This window comes from Pseudomonas rhizosphaerae (genome assembly GCF_000761155.1).
GTDB classification, from domain to species: Bacteria; Pseudomonadota; Gammaproteobacteria; order Pseudomonadales; family Pseudomonadaceae; genus Aquipseudomonas; species Aquipseudomonas rhizosphaerae.
In genome coordinates, this window is record NZ_CP009533.1 from 2042037 (window position 1) to 2058661 (window position 16625).

The 16625-nt window shown below is 58.7% G+C and carries 11 protein-coding genes and 1 pseudogene; 9 read left to right on the plus strand and 3 right to left on the minus strand.

Features of this window, described 5'->3' with window-relative positions:
- Positions 1-743 precede the first annotated feature (743 nt).
- The 3 genes and pseudogenes from LT40_RS09160 to LT40_RS09170 all read right to left on the minus strand — a co-directional run.
- A pseudogene (locus LT40_RS09160) lies at positions 744-2328 on the minus strand (glycosyltransferase family 2 protein); the annotation flags it as partial.
- Positions 2329-2476: 148 nt separating this feature from the next.
- Positions 2477-3922: a DUF4214 domain-containing protein gene (locus tag LT40_RS09165; protein WP_043189128.1), complete on the minus strand. Its 1446-nt coding sequence runs from the start codon at positions 3920-3922 to the stop codon at positions 2477-2479.
- Positions 3923-3939: 17 nt separating this feature from the next.
- Positions 3940-4758, minus strand: coding sequence for a hypothetical protein (locus tag LT40_RS09170; RefSeq protein WP_043189132.1), 819 nt, complete (start codon positions 4756-4758; stop codon positions 3940-3942).
- A 722-nt stretch (positions 4759-5480) separates the two neighbouring features.
- Between LT40_RS09170 and LT40_RS09175 the strand changes: the two genes are divergently transcribed.
- From LT40_RS09175 to LT40_RS09215, 9 genes are all read left to right on the plus strand, one after another.
- Positions 5481-7331 (plus strand): type I secretion system permease/ATPase, encoded by a 1851-nt coding sequence (locus LT40_RS09175; RefSeq protein ID WP_043189135.1) that lies wholly within the window; start codon positions 5481-5483, stop codon positions 7329-7331.
- A gap of 13 nt (positions 7332-7344) precedes the next feature.
- Positions 7345-8670 (plus strand): HlyD family type I secretion periplasmic adaptor subunit, encoded by a 1326-nt coding sequence (locus tag LT40_RS09180; RefSeq protein WP_043189137.1) that lies wholly within the window; start codon positions 7345-7347, stop codon positions 8668-8670.
- Positions 8667-10085, plus strand: coding sequence for a TolC family outer membrane protein (locus LT40_RS09185; RefSeq protein ID WP_043189139.1), 1419 nt, complete (start codon positions 8667-8669; stop codon positions 10083-10085). The genes LT40_RS09180 and LT40_RS09185 overlap by 4 nt, the downstream gene beginning before the upstream one ends.
- Positions 10086-10360: 275 nt before the next feature.
- A complete protein-coding gene (gene gmd / locus LT40_RS09190) occupies positions 10361-11392 on the plus strand; it encodes a GDP-mannose 4,6-dehydratase (RefSeq protein ID WP_043189141.1) in 1032 nt (343 codons plus the stop codon).
- Positions 11392-12288 (plus strand): GDP-mannose 4,6-dehydratase, encoded by an 897-nt coding sequence (locus LT40_RS09195; protein WP_043189143.1) that lies wholly within the window; start codon positions 11392-11394, stop codon positions 12286-12288. The genes gmd and LT40_RS09195 overlap by 1 nt, the downstream gene beginning before the upstream one ends.
- Positions 12289-13434, plus strand: coding sequence for a glycosyltransferase family 4 protein (locus tag LT40_RS09200; protein WP_043189146.1), 1146 nt, complete (start codon positions 12289-12291; stop codon positions 13432-13434).
- Positions 13431-14546, plus strand: a complete 1116-nt coding sequence (locus LT40_RS09205; protein WP_084139771.1) for a glycosyltransferase — start codon at positions 13431-13433, stop codon at positions 14544-14546. The genes LT40_RS09200 and LT40_RS09205 overlap by 4 nt, the downstream gene beginning before the upstream one ends.
- Before the next feature lie 24 nt (positions 14547-14570).
- A complete protein-coding gene (locus LT40_RS09210; protein ID WP_043189148.1) occupies positions 14571-15542 on the plus strand; it encodes a UDP-glucose 4-epimerase family protein in 972 nt (323 codons plus the stop codon).
- Entirely contained in the window at positions 15539-16549 is a 1011-nt protein-coding gene (locus LT40_RS09215) for an MraY family glycosyltransferase (RefSeq protein WP_043189150.1), read from the plus strand. Before LT40_RS09210 ends, LT40_RS09215 begins: the two co-directional genes overlap by 4 nt.
- Positions 16550-16625 lie beyond the last annotated feature (76 nt).

The window sequence follows — 16625 nt, forward strand, 5'->3', positions numbered from 1 at the left end:
TGAATGGTCCGTTTGTTGTCCTGCCAGCCGAATAGTGTCGCGATTAACTGCCATATCAAAACAAGGTGTCGGCGGCTCAATTTGGTTCTGGCTTGCAATTTTGGTCGGCGCGCTACAACCGCTGAGAACGTTGCTGTCCATGCGGGTAAGGCCTGGAAGTTCATATATGCCCATGACACAATCCAGCGCACACATGGCGGTGTAGCTGGTGGCATCTATATCCGTAAGAAAAATTTGCTGTTTGCTGATTGCTTTTCTTTTTCGAATGAATTCGAGATGGTTGTTGATCGCTTCTTCAGATGTGTTGTCGCTTTCCATCAAAAGTCTCGGGTGAGAGAGGTCCTGATTGGTAGATGAGCGCTTGTCACCATGTGAATACTCTTGGATTGTGTCATTACAACCATCATGTTGTATGGTCGTTTTCAGTCGCGAATGACATTCAAATTTCAACGTTTTTGCGAAGTGTGGTATCGGGTGACGTGCGGAATAGACAAAAGATATCTGGCGCATATGTATAAGCTGATTAAGATCATCTGCCAAATTTTGCATCTGGGCGCTCAAGTCATAATTGACAATCATCGCTAAGGAGCTGAATTCTATTTTTAGCGTAGCAACTTCGCCCCATGCGAGCTGTTGATGGCTGAGGCTTGCTGCATAGCGTTTATCTGTATGACCCATGTTCGGCATGGACGTTTGGGGAGTATCGACTTTCCGACCCGTGATATCATGCTTAATTATGAATGCGTCCAATCGAGCCTTTTGCAATGCATTACGGGCCGTTTGCAGAGGGTCATGCTGGCAAAAATCCAGATAGGCTTTTTCTGCTTTAGGGTAACGCTGTCTGAGCACAGCGTTGTTGTACGCGACTCGTATGTTTTTTTCCTCTCCGAAAGAGACTCCCCCTTTATGAGCAATGAATACATTAGTAGCGCCCAGGTGGCGCCAACCCATGGTTTTCGCTCTCAGGCACCAATCAGTTTCTTCCCCGTAGCCACGAGTTAGTGTAACTTCATCTAGATAGCCGACACTTTCCAATGCTGTTCTTTTTATATAGAGACAGAATCCGCACCCGGTTTCCAGCTCTACCGCAGCACTGGAGATATCGCTCGCCAGGGTGTCCAGTTCAGACTGTTCCTCAGCACTGGGCATGGGCGAACTCACCCGGCTGACTGGAAAGCTCATCAGTTCGCCGTTATTGGTAAACGGCGTCACCGAAGCGATATCGTCGGCGGCGTAGGCGGTATCGCGCAGCCGATCCAGCCAGTTGCCATGCACGCGGGTATCAGCGTTCAACCACACAACGTCCTGGCGAGGGCTGAGTGCCATGGCGCGATTCATGGTGCGTATGAAGCCCAGGTTCACCGGTTGCTGTACCAGCGTTATCTTGCCCTTGCTCGCCAGTAGCTTCAGCGCCTTGCGCAAGGCGGGTACGGGAGTCGCGTCGTCCAGCACCACGAGTCGATGGGGCGTACGGTTGAGCTTGCGCGTCGCGATCGCGCTGATAATGCACTCCAGGGTTTCCTCGAGGCCATCGTAGATCGGAATCAGAACATCGACCGGGTGGTTCTTACCCACATCGCCAATCGGCGTCGGAGGTACGAAAGTCGGCATAGCCGAAACCGGACTGCCTAGAAGAACTGTGCCTGTTGTAAATCTCACGGTCACTGCTGGAGTCGGATTAGGAACCTTGATACGGATTCCGCCATGGGTTGCAGGTAGGCCTGCGGCCGTGAGCAGGGGATGGGCCACGTTGGCCGAGACGGTCATGGCCCTTCCGTTGGCTTCCAACTCCAGTGCAGCAGGTGCATGCACGTTGCGCAGGTCAACGGCCCAGCCCTGTATTTCCTTTTCCTCGGGCAGATAGCGCGCTACACCGACAGTGGCTGGCGCATCGGTTTGCGCAGCGAGAATCTTGAGGACGAAGTTCAGCTCATTGCCGGCCGTGATATCTGGCAAGTGGGCAAGGATCAAGCGGCGAAGCTCGGTAGGGCTCGCCGACTGGCTGCGAGCTTGCCACAGCATCATGCGCAGAGCGGGGTCATTGGGGAGCTTCTGCCATATGGCTGCGAGATAGCGAGCGGCCATTTCAGGCTGCCCCTGCGCCAGCATGCTGCGGCCAAGCAGGGCGTGTACGTCTGCACGCTCGGGGAGGGCGTGCGCTGCATTGCTGAAAAAAATAAAAGCCAGCTTGGGATCATTCGGCAAAGCATCGATGCCTTTCCAGATCAAAGCTTCTGGACGGTATTCGGGCGTCTGCAGAGCGAGCTCGAGCATCGCCGCGGCGCTTTCATGCTCTTGCGCCTCACGGTGACGATGAAATATGTCCATGAGCGTTTCTCGCCCACGGTCGAGGTTTATGGACATAGCTGGCGAATTCACTGCAAATAATAAAAAGAAGGGCGACCCTGAAGTCGCCCCTTTTCGAAAACCACCCGCCTTGCGGCGGGCAGTATTCAGCTTGCTACGACTGGGCGGTTTAGACCTGGCCGTGGATCACAATGACGTTGTCAATTGTGTTGGTAGCTTCTTCCGAACCGACGATGGCGATAGCGACGTCCGCCAGGGTGTGACCCTGAGCGATATAGTCGATCCAGCCAGCCTTGCTTGCAGCGTCTTCGGTCGCGGAGCGGCCCAAGGCGTTGGTGTACAGGCTGTCGATGAAGTCGCTGTTGATTTTCTGACCGGCTTCAGCCGAGTTCAGAATGCTTGCAGCGACTTCGGTACGGCTAGTACCGGTGACCAACTGGCTGATCCAGTTGTTCAGGCCATCGGCTTCGGCACCGCGACCCAGTGCAGCCTGGTACAGGCCCTGGACGTACGAACCGTTGCTCTGGTCGTTGCTGATGGCTTCCTGCGAAGTGGCAATTGCGCTGACCACGTCGGTACGAGTGCCACCGGCAGCCAGGGTGTTCAGCCAGCTCTGTACGCCTGCTTCATCGACGTTGGTTACGTCACGCTGCAGAATCTGGGTGTACAGAGACTCAACGAACGCTTCGTTCGACACGACGGTGTACTCGGAAGAGTTCAAGAACTCTTGAGCGATGGCGGTAGTGGAAACACCGGCTTCGGCCTGAGCAGCCCACAGTTGTGCACCATCCTTGTCTGCATCACGGCCCAGCAGGCCTTGGAACAGACGCAGCGCAGCCGCTTCGGCTTCGCTGTCGACCAGAGCAACGGATTCGTTGTTGTCGAAGGACAGGAACTCGGCGTGAGTGATCGACGCAGTTTGCGTGCCGGTCAGGTTCACATCGAAGTTGTTGCCGACGGTGAAGTCGTAGTCCTGGCGCGAACCGCCCAGGTGAACGACATCGTAGCCTTCGCCAGCGTCGACCACATCAGCGGTACCAGCCAAGAAGATCTCGTCGTTACCGGCACCCGAAAGGATAACGTTGTTGCCAGCGCCACCGTAGATGGTGTCGTTGCCAGCAGCAGTAATGATGGTGTCGTTGCCGTCACGGCCGTCGACGTAAACATTACGGTCGCCAGTGAAGATCAAGGTGTCGCTGCCATCACCTGAAGTAACGATCAGGTCTGGGGTGGAATCAGTTACAGCAGCGGCAGAAACGTCGCCTTCGGCGGCGAATGCAGCAAAGGCAGCAACAGCAGGTGCATCGAAAGACACAACCAGGTTGGCTTCGCTTTCAAATACGAACGCTTGAGCTGCGGAAAGCTGGGCAGGAATGGCCACAGCAACGTTTTCACCCGCTGCGCCGGCGATGGTTGCGCTGACCAGGGCAGGAGTGGTGCCGGCTGGCGAGACTGGGGCGGACACGCCGTCCCACGAAGCAACACTTACACTTTCAGCAGTGTCCAGTGCCAGCAGAGTGCTGATGGCAGCGGCGGTAGTGGAGGACAACAGAGTAGGGTTGTTGGCCAGCGAACCTTTCAGTTCGGACGCGGAGTAAGGCTGATCGTATTGCATGTGTAATTCCTGTTACTTCAGGCCATCTGGCCTGTGCTGCTATTTTTCTGCTTCAGTGCAGAGTTTTCCCACGGAGACTTATAGCGGGGAGCGTTCGTCTTCGTGACGGGATCTATTGAGAGATGCAGCGCCACCAGAGGCTCGGTGCCAGTGGGGCCATACATCATCTGATTGGGCACGACGAGTTGTGGCGATGAGCCAGAAAACACGATGTGACCCGAGAGTTCGTAAAGGCAGCGGTTTGGCCCGACCAGGCTGAACCCTGCAGAGATAAGGGGGGACGACTTGCCGCGGGTGCCGCTGAAGGTACCTGCTGCCACATTAGGGCTGGGGCCTGAGCCGGCAACTGTCGAGGTGTAGACGAGGTCAACGCCCTCGGGCTTGTTTTCCCAGATGACGCTGAAACCCTCTAGTCGCTTGGTGCCGTCATGTTCGCCGACCCAGCCCTTGGTGGACTCCACATCGCCCGCGCCTTGCAGGTGTGCAATCAACTTCAGGGTTGCGGGTGCTGCCTCTACTGCCAACGTATAGCTCGGCTCAGGCGTTGCAACCACGGCAAAATTTCGCATGATGGCGGGGGAGGTATCGATACGGTCGATACGGAGATCCACCGGATCGATTTCGGCGTCGAACATGTGGTATTCGGTGATGAGTACAGTTGCGACGCCACCTTTGACACGGGCGACTATGGTGTCGCCCAGGTGCGTGAGCATGTTCTTGCTGACGCCTTCGCCCGGAAAGAAATCGATAGATCCTTTGCCTAGGGGCGCTTGCTGTAGCGAAATACAGACGGGCTTGTCAGACGGTGGCTGAGAGGCATACCGGAATATATACATTCCAGGCTCAAGCAGGGTTACCCGCGAGCTTATTTTCAGGCCATCTAATGCATGCGAAGGCAGTGACATGAATTTCCATTTCCTGTTGGCTTGAACACACTGTGCCATCTAAAAACGGCAAACCTGTTACAAATGACTCGGCCAGTGGCGGCGTCCCTTCGAGCGAGGATGATTAGGCTTAACGGGGTGAGATGTCAATCACTGAGTGTAAAAATTCTTACACGCGATATGGATTTTTCCTACATGTGCATCGTAATTGTTGTTGCGGCGTATTTCCCTGGCCTGATGAAATAAGATATGCATATATCCAGAAATTCTAAAAATTAAAAAATCGTTATAAATCAAACTATTGTGATAACTAATGACTTTTCAGGTTTAGTGCGACAAATTTAAGGCGCGTGAGTGCTAGCTTTGCGCCACTACTTAGCATTGTCTTTTTATCGATTGGAGTGGCTAGTGGCGCTTCGATTGAGGCAATCTCAAACACTGTCCGGTTAGTCTGGTTTCCCCGTATCGCGGCGAGCGCTGCCTTTAGAACCCTTGCTCCCTTCCTCAAGAGAAAATTAAGTAATCCCTATTTTCGTAAGCTTTCCGTTTCCCTATCCTTGTGCTCTCTAGAGCGCTTTGAATTGATCGCATCGGCACACTAACGTTGCGCCCCCGCACTCCAGCACCAGTGATACACTGCCCGCCGTTTTCGCCTTTTTTCAAGTACGGATGCTATGAGTCGTTTACCAGAAAATAATTTGCAGGCCGCCCTCAAGGCATGCAAAAGCAGCTTCGTTTCTGTGGGTGTGTTCAGCTTTTTCGTCAACGCGCTGATGCTGGTTCCGACGTTCTACATGATCCAGATTTCTGGACGGGTCGTGCCATCCAGCAGCAGCTCGACGTTGATCATGCTGACGCTGATTCTCACCGTCTTGATGATCACCATGGGCGCTCTGGAATGGGTGCGATCGCGCATGATGGTTCGCATAAGCAACCGCCTTGATGTATTGCTCAGTCGTGATGTCTACCGTGCGAGCTTCAAGCGCGCGCTCAACAGCGGTGGGATGGATGCGACAGCCCAGTCGCTGAACGATTTGACATCCCTACGCCAGTTTCTGACCGGTCCTGGACTTTTCGCCTTTTTCGATGCGCCCTGGTTTCCGATCTACACCGCAGTAATGTTCATGTTTCACCCCTGGTTCGGCTGGATGACCGTGGGATGCGGAGTGGTCCTCGTGGTACTGGCATTCATGAATCATCGCTTCACAACTCAGGCTTTGGCTGATGCCAATCTGCAAAGCGTCAAATCCAACGTTGCTACCGCCAAGAACCTGCGCAACGCCGAAGTCATCGAGTCCATGGGCATGCTCGAGACACTCATGAATCGCTGGGCCGTGCGCCAGCGCCGAATCTTGCTGCTGCAGTCCAATGCGAGCGACAAGGGCGGGGCGGTCACATCCATCTCCAAGACGTTCCGCATGTGGTCGCAGTCGATCATGCTGGCGATGGGTGCCTACCTGGTGATCATTCATGAGATCAACCCAGGGTTGCTGATGGCCGGCTCCATTCTGCTTGGTCGCGCACTGGCGCCTATCGATCAGATGATCGGAAGCTGGAAAGGTTTCGTAGGCGCAAAGGTGCAGTATGGGCGCTTGAACGAGGTGTTGGACAAGCTCAACGCCGAGCCCGAACGTATGCCGTTGCCGGCCCCACAAGGCCACATCCAGGTTGAGAATCTGGTGGTCGCGCCGCCCGGCGCCAAAGCGCCTGTCATACGTAATATCAGCTTCGTCGCACCTGCCGGGGCTGTTGTCGGCATCGTCGGGCCGAGCGCGGCAGGTAAATCGACATTGGTACGGGCCTTGATGGGCATCTGGCCGCCTCAGCACGGCGTGGTGCGCCTCGATGGCGCCGATATCAGTACCTGGGACAAGCACGAACTGGGGCCGTATGTAGGCTACCTTCCGCAGGACATCGAGTTGTTCGAAGGAACCATCAGCGACAATATTGCCCGTTTCGAGAAGGTCGATGCCGAGAAAGTCGTGCTCGCTGCGCAGACTGCCGGTGTGCACGAAATGATTCTGATGCTGCCCGACGGTTACGACACCATAATCGGCAGCGATGGCGTAAATCTGTCGGGCGGCCAGCGTCAGCGGGTGGGCCTGGCGCGTGCCCTTTATGGGAGCCCCAAGCTGATCGTGCTCGACGAGCCCAACTCGAACCTCGACGAAGTCGGCGAGCGTGCGTTGGGCGTGGCCTTGCAGAAGGTCAAGGAGAATGGCTCGACGGTCTTCATCGTTTCACATCGCCCTAATATCCTGTCTCGTCTTGACCATATTTTGGTGATGTCGGCAGGTACCATTTCTATGTACGGCCCGCGTGACAAGGTAATTGCCGAGTTGGCGGCGCAACAGAACAAGGGTCAGCCACGCGTGGCCCAGCCAGCGCCGGGCGCCCCAGTTACGCCTCCTGCCGCTGGTGCCCCGGTCGCCCCGGTCGCCCCGACCCCGCCCGCCGCACCTCCTGCACCTGCGGCACCCAAGCCGCCAGCAGGCCCGGCCAACACCCAATCGACCGGCGCGTGAAAGGATTTCATCGATGACCAGCAAAGCCATTACCGCGTTCGACCACAATTTCGATGACATGCCGATCTCCGATCGAGGTATCCGCCGCATCGGCTTCACGATTATCTTCGTCACCTTCGGCATTTTCGGCACCTGGGCGGCCGTTGCGCCCCTGAGCAATGCCGTGCATGGGAGCGGTATCGTTACCGTACAAAGCTATCGCAAGACCGTGCAGCATCTGGAAGGGGGGATCATCAAGGAGCTCAACGCCCGTGACGGCGACATGGTCAAGCAGGGCGACCCGCTGATCGTGCTCGATGAAGCGCAGCTGAGCTCCGAGTACGAGTCCACTCGCAACCAGCTGATCGTGGCCCGCTACAAAGAAGCCCGTTTGCGTGCAGAACGCGACGGCCTGCAATCGGTACCCCCTGTGCAGATGACGGGTACCGATTCGGACCGCGCCATGGAGGCGCTGGCCGGTGAGCAGCAGGTGTTCAAGGCTCGCCACGATTCGCGTTTGAGCGAAATCTCCGTGCAGCGCGAGCGTATCAGTCAGCTCAAGCAGCAGATCCTGGGCTTGCAGGGCATGATCAGGACCAAGCAGAACCTCGAGAAGTCCTACAGCGGCGAGATCGTGCAGCTCAAGGATCTGTTGTCTCAAGGCTTTGTAGACAACCAGCGCTTGCTGGAGCAGGAGCGCAAGCTCGACATGCTGAAGACGGAGGTGGCCGATCATCAGTCCACCATCCTCAAAACCCAGCTGCAAATCAGCGAGACCGAGCTGTCCATCGTTCAGTTGAACAAGAAGTTCAGCTCTGACGTGGCCAATGATTTGTCAGATGTGCAGGCTCAAGTGTTCGATCTTCAAGAGAAAGAGGCAGCTCTCAACGATCGCCTTTCGCGCGTAGTCATTCGCGCGCCGGAAAGCGGCATGGTGCTGGACATGAAGGTGCACACCGTAGGTGGCGTGGTCAGTGCGGGCACGCCACTGCTTGACATCGTGCCTGCTGAAGCTGAGCTGATTGTCGAGGCGCGTGTAGCACCGGCCGATATCGATCGTCTGGAGATGGGCAAGCGTGCGGATATTCGCTTCAGCGCATTCAATAATGCAACCACACCGGAAATCGACGGCGAAGTCACGCGAATTTCTGCTGATGCGCTGAAGGACGAACGCTCTGGCGACTCCTATTACCTGGTTCGGGTGAAGGTGACTGAGCGAGGGCTGAAGACGCTTGGTGATCGCAGGTTGCAACCGGGCATGCCAGCGGACGTCTTGATCAACGCAGGTGATCGCACAATGCTGGAGTATCTGCTGAAGCCGGCACGCAACATGTTCGCCAAGTCGATGATCGAGGAATGACTGTGTTGCGATTGTTACCTGGTGTGATGTTGAGCATGTTGGCGTTGCAAGCAGTAGGCGCCGAGGCGCTGGTTCCCAAGGATGTACCGCCCAAGCCGCCGGTGTCGGCTTCTACCTACGCGCTCGATCTGGCCGGGCTGTACCGCGAAGCGCGGCTGGAGGACCCGCGGGTGCTGGCGGCCTATGCCCGTGCCCGTTCCGCGTCCGAACAGCAGCGCGAGGCGTTGGGCGGTTTGCTGCCGCAGTTGTCCGCGCAAAGCAATTTCAACCGGATTCTGCGCAAGGACGATGCCGCGCGCGAAATCTATGACAACAAGAGCTATTCCCTGAGCCTGACTCAGTACCTTTACAACAAAACAGCTTGGGAAGGTTGGCAGAAGGCCAAGAGCATCACGGCGCAGAAAGGCGCTCAGGCCGAAGATTCCCATGCTGAGGCCACGGTGGATCTGGCCAAGCGCTACTTCATCGCCCTGGCTGCCGACGACGAATTGGAGCTGGTGCAGGCCGAGCGTCGTGCGACGCAGAAGAACCTGGACCGAATAAACATGCTCTACGAGCGGCAGATGGCCAAGATCACCGATCAGCTCGACCTCAAGGCGCGAGTCGATGCCCTGGCGGCGCAGGAGGTGGACGCGCGCAACCAGGTGCAGGTCAGCCGTGAGGCCTTGTCCGAGATCGTTGGCCGACGCATCGACGAGCGCCTGAGCCGGGTGCGTAACGACGTGGCGCTGCAGGCGCCGACTGCGCCTTTGGCCAATTTCGTGTCCCAAGCGATGGATGCCAACCCTCTGCTCAAGGCCTACCAAAGTGGTGCCGAAGCTGCCGATGCTGCTGTGCGTGAAGGGAAGGGTGGGCACTATCCCCAGTTGAGTGTGAGCTTGAGTGCTCAGCAAAGCGACGTGGGTTACGACAATACCTTGACGCCGCGTAGCGACAGCTATGTGGCTACGTTAGGGGTGCGGGTGCCGATCTACAGCGGCGGGTCCACGTCGGCGCGGGTCCGTGGATTGTACGATGATCAATTGGCGGCCGAGCAGGACCTTGAAGGTGTGCGTCGGCAGGTGGTGAAGGAAACCACCACGGCTTACCTCACGGCCCAGGCCAGTGTGGAGAAGATGCGCGCGAACAAGAACGCGCTGTCTTCGGCGCAGCAATCCAGTGTGGCGGCGCAGAAGGCCTTTGCCTATGGCGTGGTGAATGCGGTGGACGTGTTGACCAGTGTGCAGAACGAGTTCAGGGCGCGCAGGGATCTGCTCAAATCCCAATATGACTTCATTACCAACCTTTTCATGTTGAATCGTTGGAGCGGGCAGTTGAACCAAGAGAGTGTCGACAGTGTCAACGTCTGGCTCAGCCCCGAGCCCGAGCAAGGTCTACCAGGCGGCGATGTCGCCAAGGTGAAGACCAAGCCCTGATTCAGTGTGTATCACCGACGTAACAACCCCGTAGGAGCGGTCATTGGCCGCGAACGGCACACCGCACACATCAGTAAGTCCGCGGTGTTCTTTTCGCGGCCAATGACCGCTCCTACGGGTGACAGGTGCCAGGCGGGGGAGGCTGGGCTGGGCTGGCGGGTATATGTATACTCCGCGCTTTGTAAATTCGGGCGCCGGTGCTTTGCGCTGCCGCAAGCGTTGTTCGGTTTCTCATTCGTTGCCTCGTCGGCACTAAATGGAGTTGGTTAATTCGCATGAAAGCTATTGTCACTGGTATCACTGGTCAAGATGGCGCCTACCTGGCGGAACTGCTGCTGGAAAAGGGCTACACCGTATACGGCACCTACCGCCGTACCAGCTCCGTCAACTTCTGGCGTATCGAAGAGCTGGGAATCCAGAACAACCCTAACCTGCATCTGGTCGAATACGACCTGACCGACCTGTCCGCCAGCATCCGCTTGCTGCAGACCACCGAAGCGACCGAGGTCTACAACCTCGCTGCCCAGAGCTTCGTAGGCGTTTCGTTCGAGCAGCCGCTGACCACCGCCGAAATCACCGGCCTGGGCGCTGTCAACCTGCTCGAAGCCATTCGCATCGTCAATCCGAAGGCGCGCTTCTACCAGGCTTCGACCTCCGAGATGTTCGGCAAGGTGCAGGCCATTCCTCAGATCGAGGAAACCCCGTTCTACCCGCGCAGCCCTTACGGTGTGGCCAAGCTGTACGCCCACTGGATGACCATCAACTACCGCGAGTCGTACGGCATCTTCGCCACCAGCGGCATCCTGTTCAACCACGAGTCGCCACTGCGCGGCCGTGAGTTCGTGACCCGCAAGATCACCGACACCGTCGCCAAGATCAAGCTGGGCCTGCAGGAAACCCTTGAGCTGGGCAACATGGACGCCAAGCGCGACTGGGGTTTCGCCAAGGAGTACGTCGAAGGTATGTGGCGCATGCTGCAAGCCGACGAGCCGGACACCTTCGTGCTTGCCACCAACCGTACCGAAACCGTGCGTGACTTCGTCACCATGGCCTTCAAGGCCGTGGACATCGAGATCAAGTGGCAGGGCGAAGCCGAAGCCGAGCAGGGCCTGTGCGCCAAGACCGGCAAGGTGCTGGTGTCGATCAATCCGAAGTTCTACCGCCCAACCGAAGTCGACCTGCTGATCGGCAACCCGGCCAAGGCCAAGCAAGTTCTGGGTTGGGAGCCGAAGACCTCGCTGGAAGAGCTGTGCCGGATGATGGTCGAGGCCGACCTGCGTCGCAACGAGAAAGGGTTTTCGTTCTGATGGCTAATGTCGGCAAGCGTGCACTGATCACTGGTATCCAGGGTTTCACCGGTCGCTACATGGCGGCCGAGTTGCAGGCCCATGGGTACGAAGTCATCGGCCTGGGCAGTCAACCGTCGGAGGAGCCGGGTTACTACCAGGCCGATCTGAACGATGCGCCCAGGCTCGCCGCCTTGCTGGCAGAGTTGCAGCCAGACTACGTGGTTCATCTCGCCGCCTTGGCGTTCGTGGGCCATGGTGTGGCTGATGCGTTCTATCAGGTCAACCTGATCGGGACGCGCAACTTGCTCGAGGCGGTCGCCGCTTCGGGCAAGGCGCCTGAATGTGTATTGCTGGCCAGTAGCGCCAATGTGTATGGCAATGCATCCGAAGGCATGCTTGACGAAGGCACGGCGCCTGCGCCGGCCAACGATTACGCCGTCAGCAAGCTGGCCATGGAATACATGGCCAGCTTGTGGCAAAACCGCTTGCCGATTGTCGTCACCCGGCCGTTCAACTATACCGGAGTGGGGCAGGCGGACAATTTCCTGTTGCCCAAGATCGTTTCGCACTTCCGCCGCAAGGCCGAAGTGATCGAGCTGGGCAACCTCGATGTATGGCGCGACTTCAGCGACGTTCGTGCGCTGGTAGCTGCCTACCGTGGGCTGTTGGAAAGCAAGCCCGTGGGGCAGACCGTCAATGTCAGCTCGGGTGTTACCCATTCCCTGCGTGAAGTGATCGAGTTGTGCGAGAGCATTACCGGCCACAGCATGCGGGTTGAAGTGAACCCTGCGTTCGTGCGCGCCAATGAAGTGAAGACGCTGTGCGGTGACAATACCCGCCTGCGCTCGCTGGTCCGCGACTGGCAGACCCCGCCCTTACGCGACACCCTGCAATGGATGTTGGCTGCCCAATAAATGAAGGTCGTCCTTTCCGTTGAGCCTGTCCGCTTCCCGCTGACGGGCATCGGTCGTTACACCTATGAATTGGCGCGACGCCTTCAGAACAGCGCCGAAATCACCGATCTGCAGTTCTTTGCCGGGCGTAGCTTCTTGCCTGGCTTGCCCAATGCGTCAGATGCTTCGGGCAGCGGCTACAGCCTCAAGCGCGCGGTGCAGAAGAACTTCCTGGCCATCGAGGCCTATCGCCTGTTGATGCCGCTGCTCAAGGCCCGTGCCTTGAAGGGGCACGGCGAATATCTGTACCACAGCCCCAATTACTATCTGCCGCCGTTCAAAGGGCCGCGCGTGGCGACCTTTCATGACCTGTCGCCATTCACCTGGTCCCAGTGTCACGCACCGCAGCTCGCGCGCTACCTGCAAAAAGAGCTGCGGTTGACCTTGAAGCGGGCCGACCGACTGATCACCGATTCCGAATTCACTCGGCGCGAACTGGCCGATTATTTCGATTGGCCCATCGAGCGGATCGATGCCGTGCCGCTGGCCAGTTCGCCCGAGTTTCATCCGCGCAGCGCAGCAGAAACCGCCGAAGTGCTCGGGCGCCACGGCTTGACCCACGAAGGCTACAGCCTGTTCGCCGGCACCATCGAACCGCGCAAGAACATCGAGACGCTGCTCACGGCCTACGAAACGCTGCCACTTGCCACGCGCCAGCGCTGGCCGTTGATCCTGGCGGGCTATCGGGGTTGGCGCAACGAAGCCATCTTCGCGCGCATCGAGTCGGCGCAGCGTCAGGGCTGGGCGCGCTATCTGGGGTTCGTCCCGGCCGAGGATCTGCCCGTGCTGTTCGCCGGTGCGCGGCTGTTCGCCTTTCCGTCGCTGTACGAAGGCTTCGGCCTGCCGGTGCTGGAATCGATGAGTTCGGGCGTGCCGGTGGTCTGTGCCAATAACTCTTCGCTGCTGGAAGTGGCGGGCGATGCGGCATTGATGTGCGAGGCGATGGATGTCGACACCTTGGCTCGGCACATGGCTCGGGCGCTGGAAGATGACGCGTGTCGCGTCGAAGCACGGCAACGCGGGCTGGCTCATGCTGGCGGATTCTCCTGGGACCGCTGCACCGCACAGACGCTGGTCGCCTATCGCAAGACGTTGGAAAGCCGATGATCAAGGTGCTGCATTTCTTCAAGACCTACTTCCCCGATTCCATGGGCGGTATCGAGCAGGTCATCTTTCAGCTGGCTGAAGGCTGTGCCGCTGGCGGTGTACAGTCCGAGGTGTTGTACCTCAGCGACCGCGGCGCAGCGCGCAACGAACGGGTAGGGCACCACATCGCTCACCGCGCCAAGCTGGATCTGCATGTGGCCTCCACCGGGTTTTCCTGGTCGGCACTTGGCGATTTCAAGGAGCTCGCGAGCCAGGCGGATCTCATTCACTACCATTTTCCGTGGCCGTTCATGGACCTGGTGCATTTCGCCAGCCGTACGGGCAAGCCGTCGGTGGTGAGTTATCACTCCGACATCATCAAGCAGAAGACTTTGCTCAAGCTGTATCAGCCGCTGATGAATCGTTTTCTCGGGTCCATGGATCGCATCGTCGTGTCTTCGCCCGATTACGCTGCCAGCAGCACAGTGCTGCAGCGCTTTCCTAAAAAACTGTCAGTCATCCCGTTTGGCCTCGACCCGGCCACCTACCCCACACCGTCGGCCGAGCGCCTGGTGCATTGGCGGGGCCGTTTCCCCGGCAAATTCTTCCTGTTCGTCGGTGCGCTGCGCTACTACAAGGGGTTGAATTACCTGCTGGACGCGGCCAAGACCACCGGGCTGCCGGTGGTGATTCTGGGCGGTGGCCATCTCGAAGCCGAGCTCAAGGCATATGCCCAACAGCTTGAGGTGAGCAACGTCCACTTTCTCGGCGGCTTGCCGGACGAAGACAAGGCCGCGCTGCTTACCCTGTGCCATGCCTTCGTCTTTCCCTCGCATCTGCGCTCCGAATCGTTCGGCATCTCGCTGCTGGAGGGTGCCATGTACGGCAAGCCGATGATCTCGTGCGACATCGGCAGCGGCATGAGCTACATCAACCGCACCGGGGAAACCGGCTGGGTGATTCCCCCGCGCGATTCTCAGGCGCTGGCGGCGGCCATGCAGGCGCTGTGGAACGACGAAACCATGGCCAGCGCCATGGGCGCCGCCGCAGCGCGGCGTTTCCAGCAAGTATTCACCGCACAAGGAATGGCGGACAGTTATGTGCAGTTGTATCGCGACGTATTGCAGCGTTAACCCACTCGACCAAGGTACTCGCTCATGATCTCGAAACCTGTTTTGATCACCGGTGCGTCGGGTTTCGTCGGCGCCGCCGTGGCGGCTCGGCTGGTACAGCTGGGTTGTCCGACCACACGCGCAGCGGTGCGCCGCGCTTACACTCAGCTGCCCCTGGGGGTGGAAGGTTGCGTGGTCACCACGCTGGCCGCCGACACCGACTGGACCAGTGCCTTGGCCGGTATCGACAGCGTGGTGCACGCCGCCGCCCGTGTGCATGTGATGCGTGAGTCCGCAACCGACCCCTTGGCTGCTTTCCGCCGGGTCAATGTCGAAGGCACTCTGAACCTTGCTCGCCAGGCGGCCCAGGCCGGGGTGCGGCGCTTTGTGTTCATCAGTTCGATCAAGGTCAATGGCGAAGTCACCGAGCCGGGCCGACCGTTTCGTGCCGACGACGAGCCTGCCCCGCAGGACGACTACGGGGTGTCCAAGCTGGAAGCGGAAGTAGGCCTGCGCGCGTTGGCTGAAGCTACCGGCATGGAGGTGGTGATCATTCGTCCGGTGCTGGTATATGGGCCGGGCGTACGGGCGAACTTCCAAGCGCTCTTGCGCCTGGTGAACAACGGTGTGCCGTTGCCATTCGGCAAAACTGCCAACCGCCGCAGCCTGGTGGCGCTGGATAATCTCGCCGACCTGGTGTGTACCTGCCTGGAGCATCCAGCCGCCGCTAATCAGACCTTCCTCGTCAGCGATGGCGAAGCCGTGTCGACGGCGGGCCTGGTGCGCGCCATGGCGACAGCGCTGGGCAAGAAGCCGCGCCTGCTCGATGTACCGTTGCCGTGGATGAGCCGCGTGGCGCAGGCGCTTGGGCAGGGCGCGGTGACGCAACGCTTGTTCGACTCGTTGGAAGTGGACATCGACAAGAATCGCCAGCTATTGGGTTGGCAGCCGACCACTCGGATGGCCGATGCATTGGCCGCCACGGCGCGGCCCTATGTGGAAGCACGCCGTCGATGAGCATGTGGGTCTGGCTGTTGGTGGTTCTGGCGCTTGCGTATGGGCTGACGTTCGCTTTGCGCCGCTATGCCCTGGCGCGCAGTTTGATGGACGTGCCCAACGCGCGCAGTTCCCACACGGTGCCGACGCCGCGCGGCGGCGGGGTGGCGATCGTGCTGGTGTTTCTTGCAGCCATCAGCCTGCTGGCCTTCAGCGCAATGCTGGATACCCGCGTGTGGCTGGCCTTGTTCGGCAGCGGTGCGCTAGTGGCCGTGGTGGGCTTTCTCGACGATCACAACCACATTGCCGCGCGTTGGCGCCTGCTCGGGCACTTCGCGGCGGGCGCCTGGGCCTTGCTGTGGCTGGGCGGCATGCCGGGCGTGCTCGGTGCGGTCGATGGGCTGGCCGCGCTCTGGTGGCTGTTTGGCCTGTTCTACCTGGTGTGGATGCTCAACCTCTACAACTTCATGGACGGCATCGACGGTATCGCCAGCGTCGAGGCCATCTGCGTGTGCGCCGGGGCCTGCCTGATCTATGCGTTGGGCGGGCATCCGCAGCTGATGTGGCTGCCGGCGTTGCTGGCGGCGGCGGTGTCGGGCTTTCTGCTGTGGAATTGGCCGCCGGCGAAGATCTTCATGGGCGATGCCGGCAGCGGCTTTCTCGGGGTGATCCTGGCCATTCTTTCAGTCCAGGCCGGAGGGGTCGAGACAGATTACTTCTGGGCCTGGGTGATCTTGCTGGGTGTGTTCATCGTCGACGCCACGTTCACCTTGCTGCGACGGTTGCTGCGCGGCGACAAGGTGTATCAGGCGCACCGAAGCCATGCCTATCAGTACGCGTCGCGGGTCTACGGACGACACTTGCCGGTGACTGTCGCAACGGCGTTGATCACCCTCGGATGGCTGTTACCGTGGGCCGTTGGTGTGACAGTTTTCGGTCTAAATCCTCTGCTGGGTACGTTTATTGCGTACATCCCTTTGTTGTGGCTGGCTTTTCGTTATCATGCCGGGGAATTGGAAAACGCATGAAAATGTGTCCATGCACTGGTGCAATCGGCTGATCGCACTTAAGGTTACGTAGTTGCTGCAACCGACTGTCACGGTC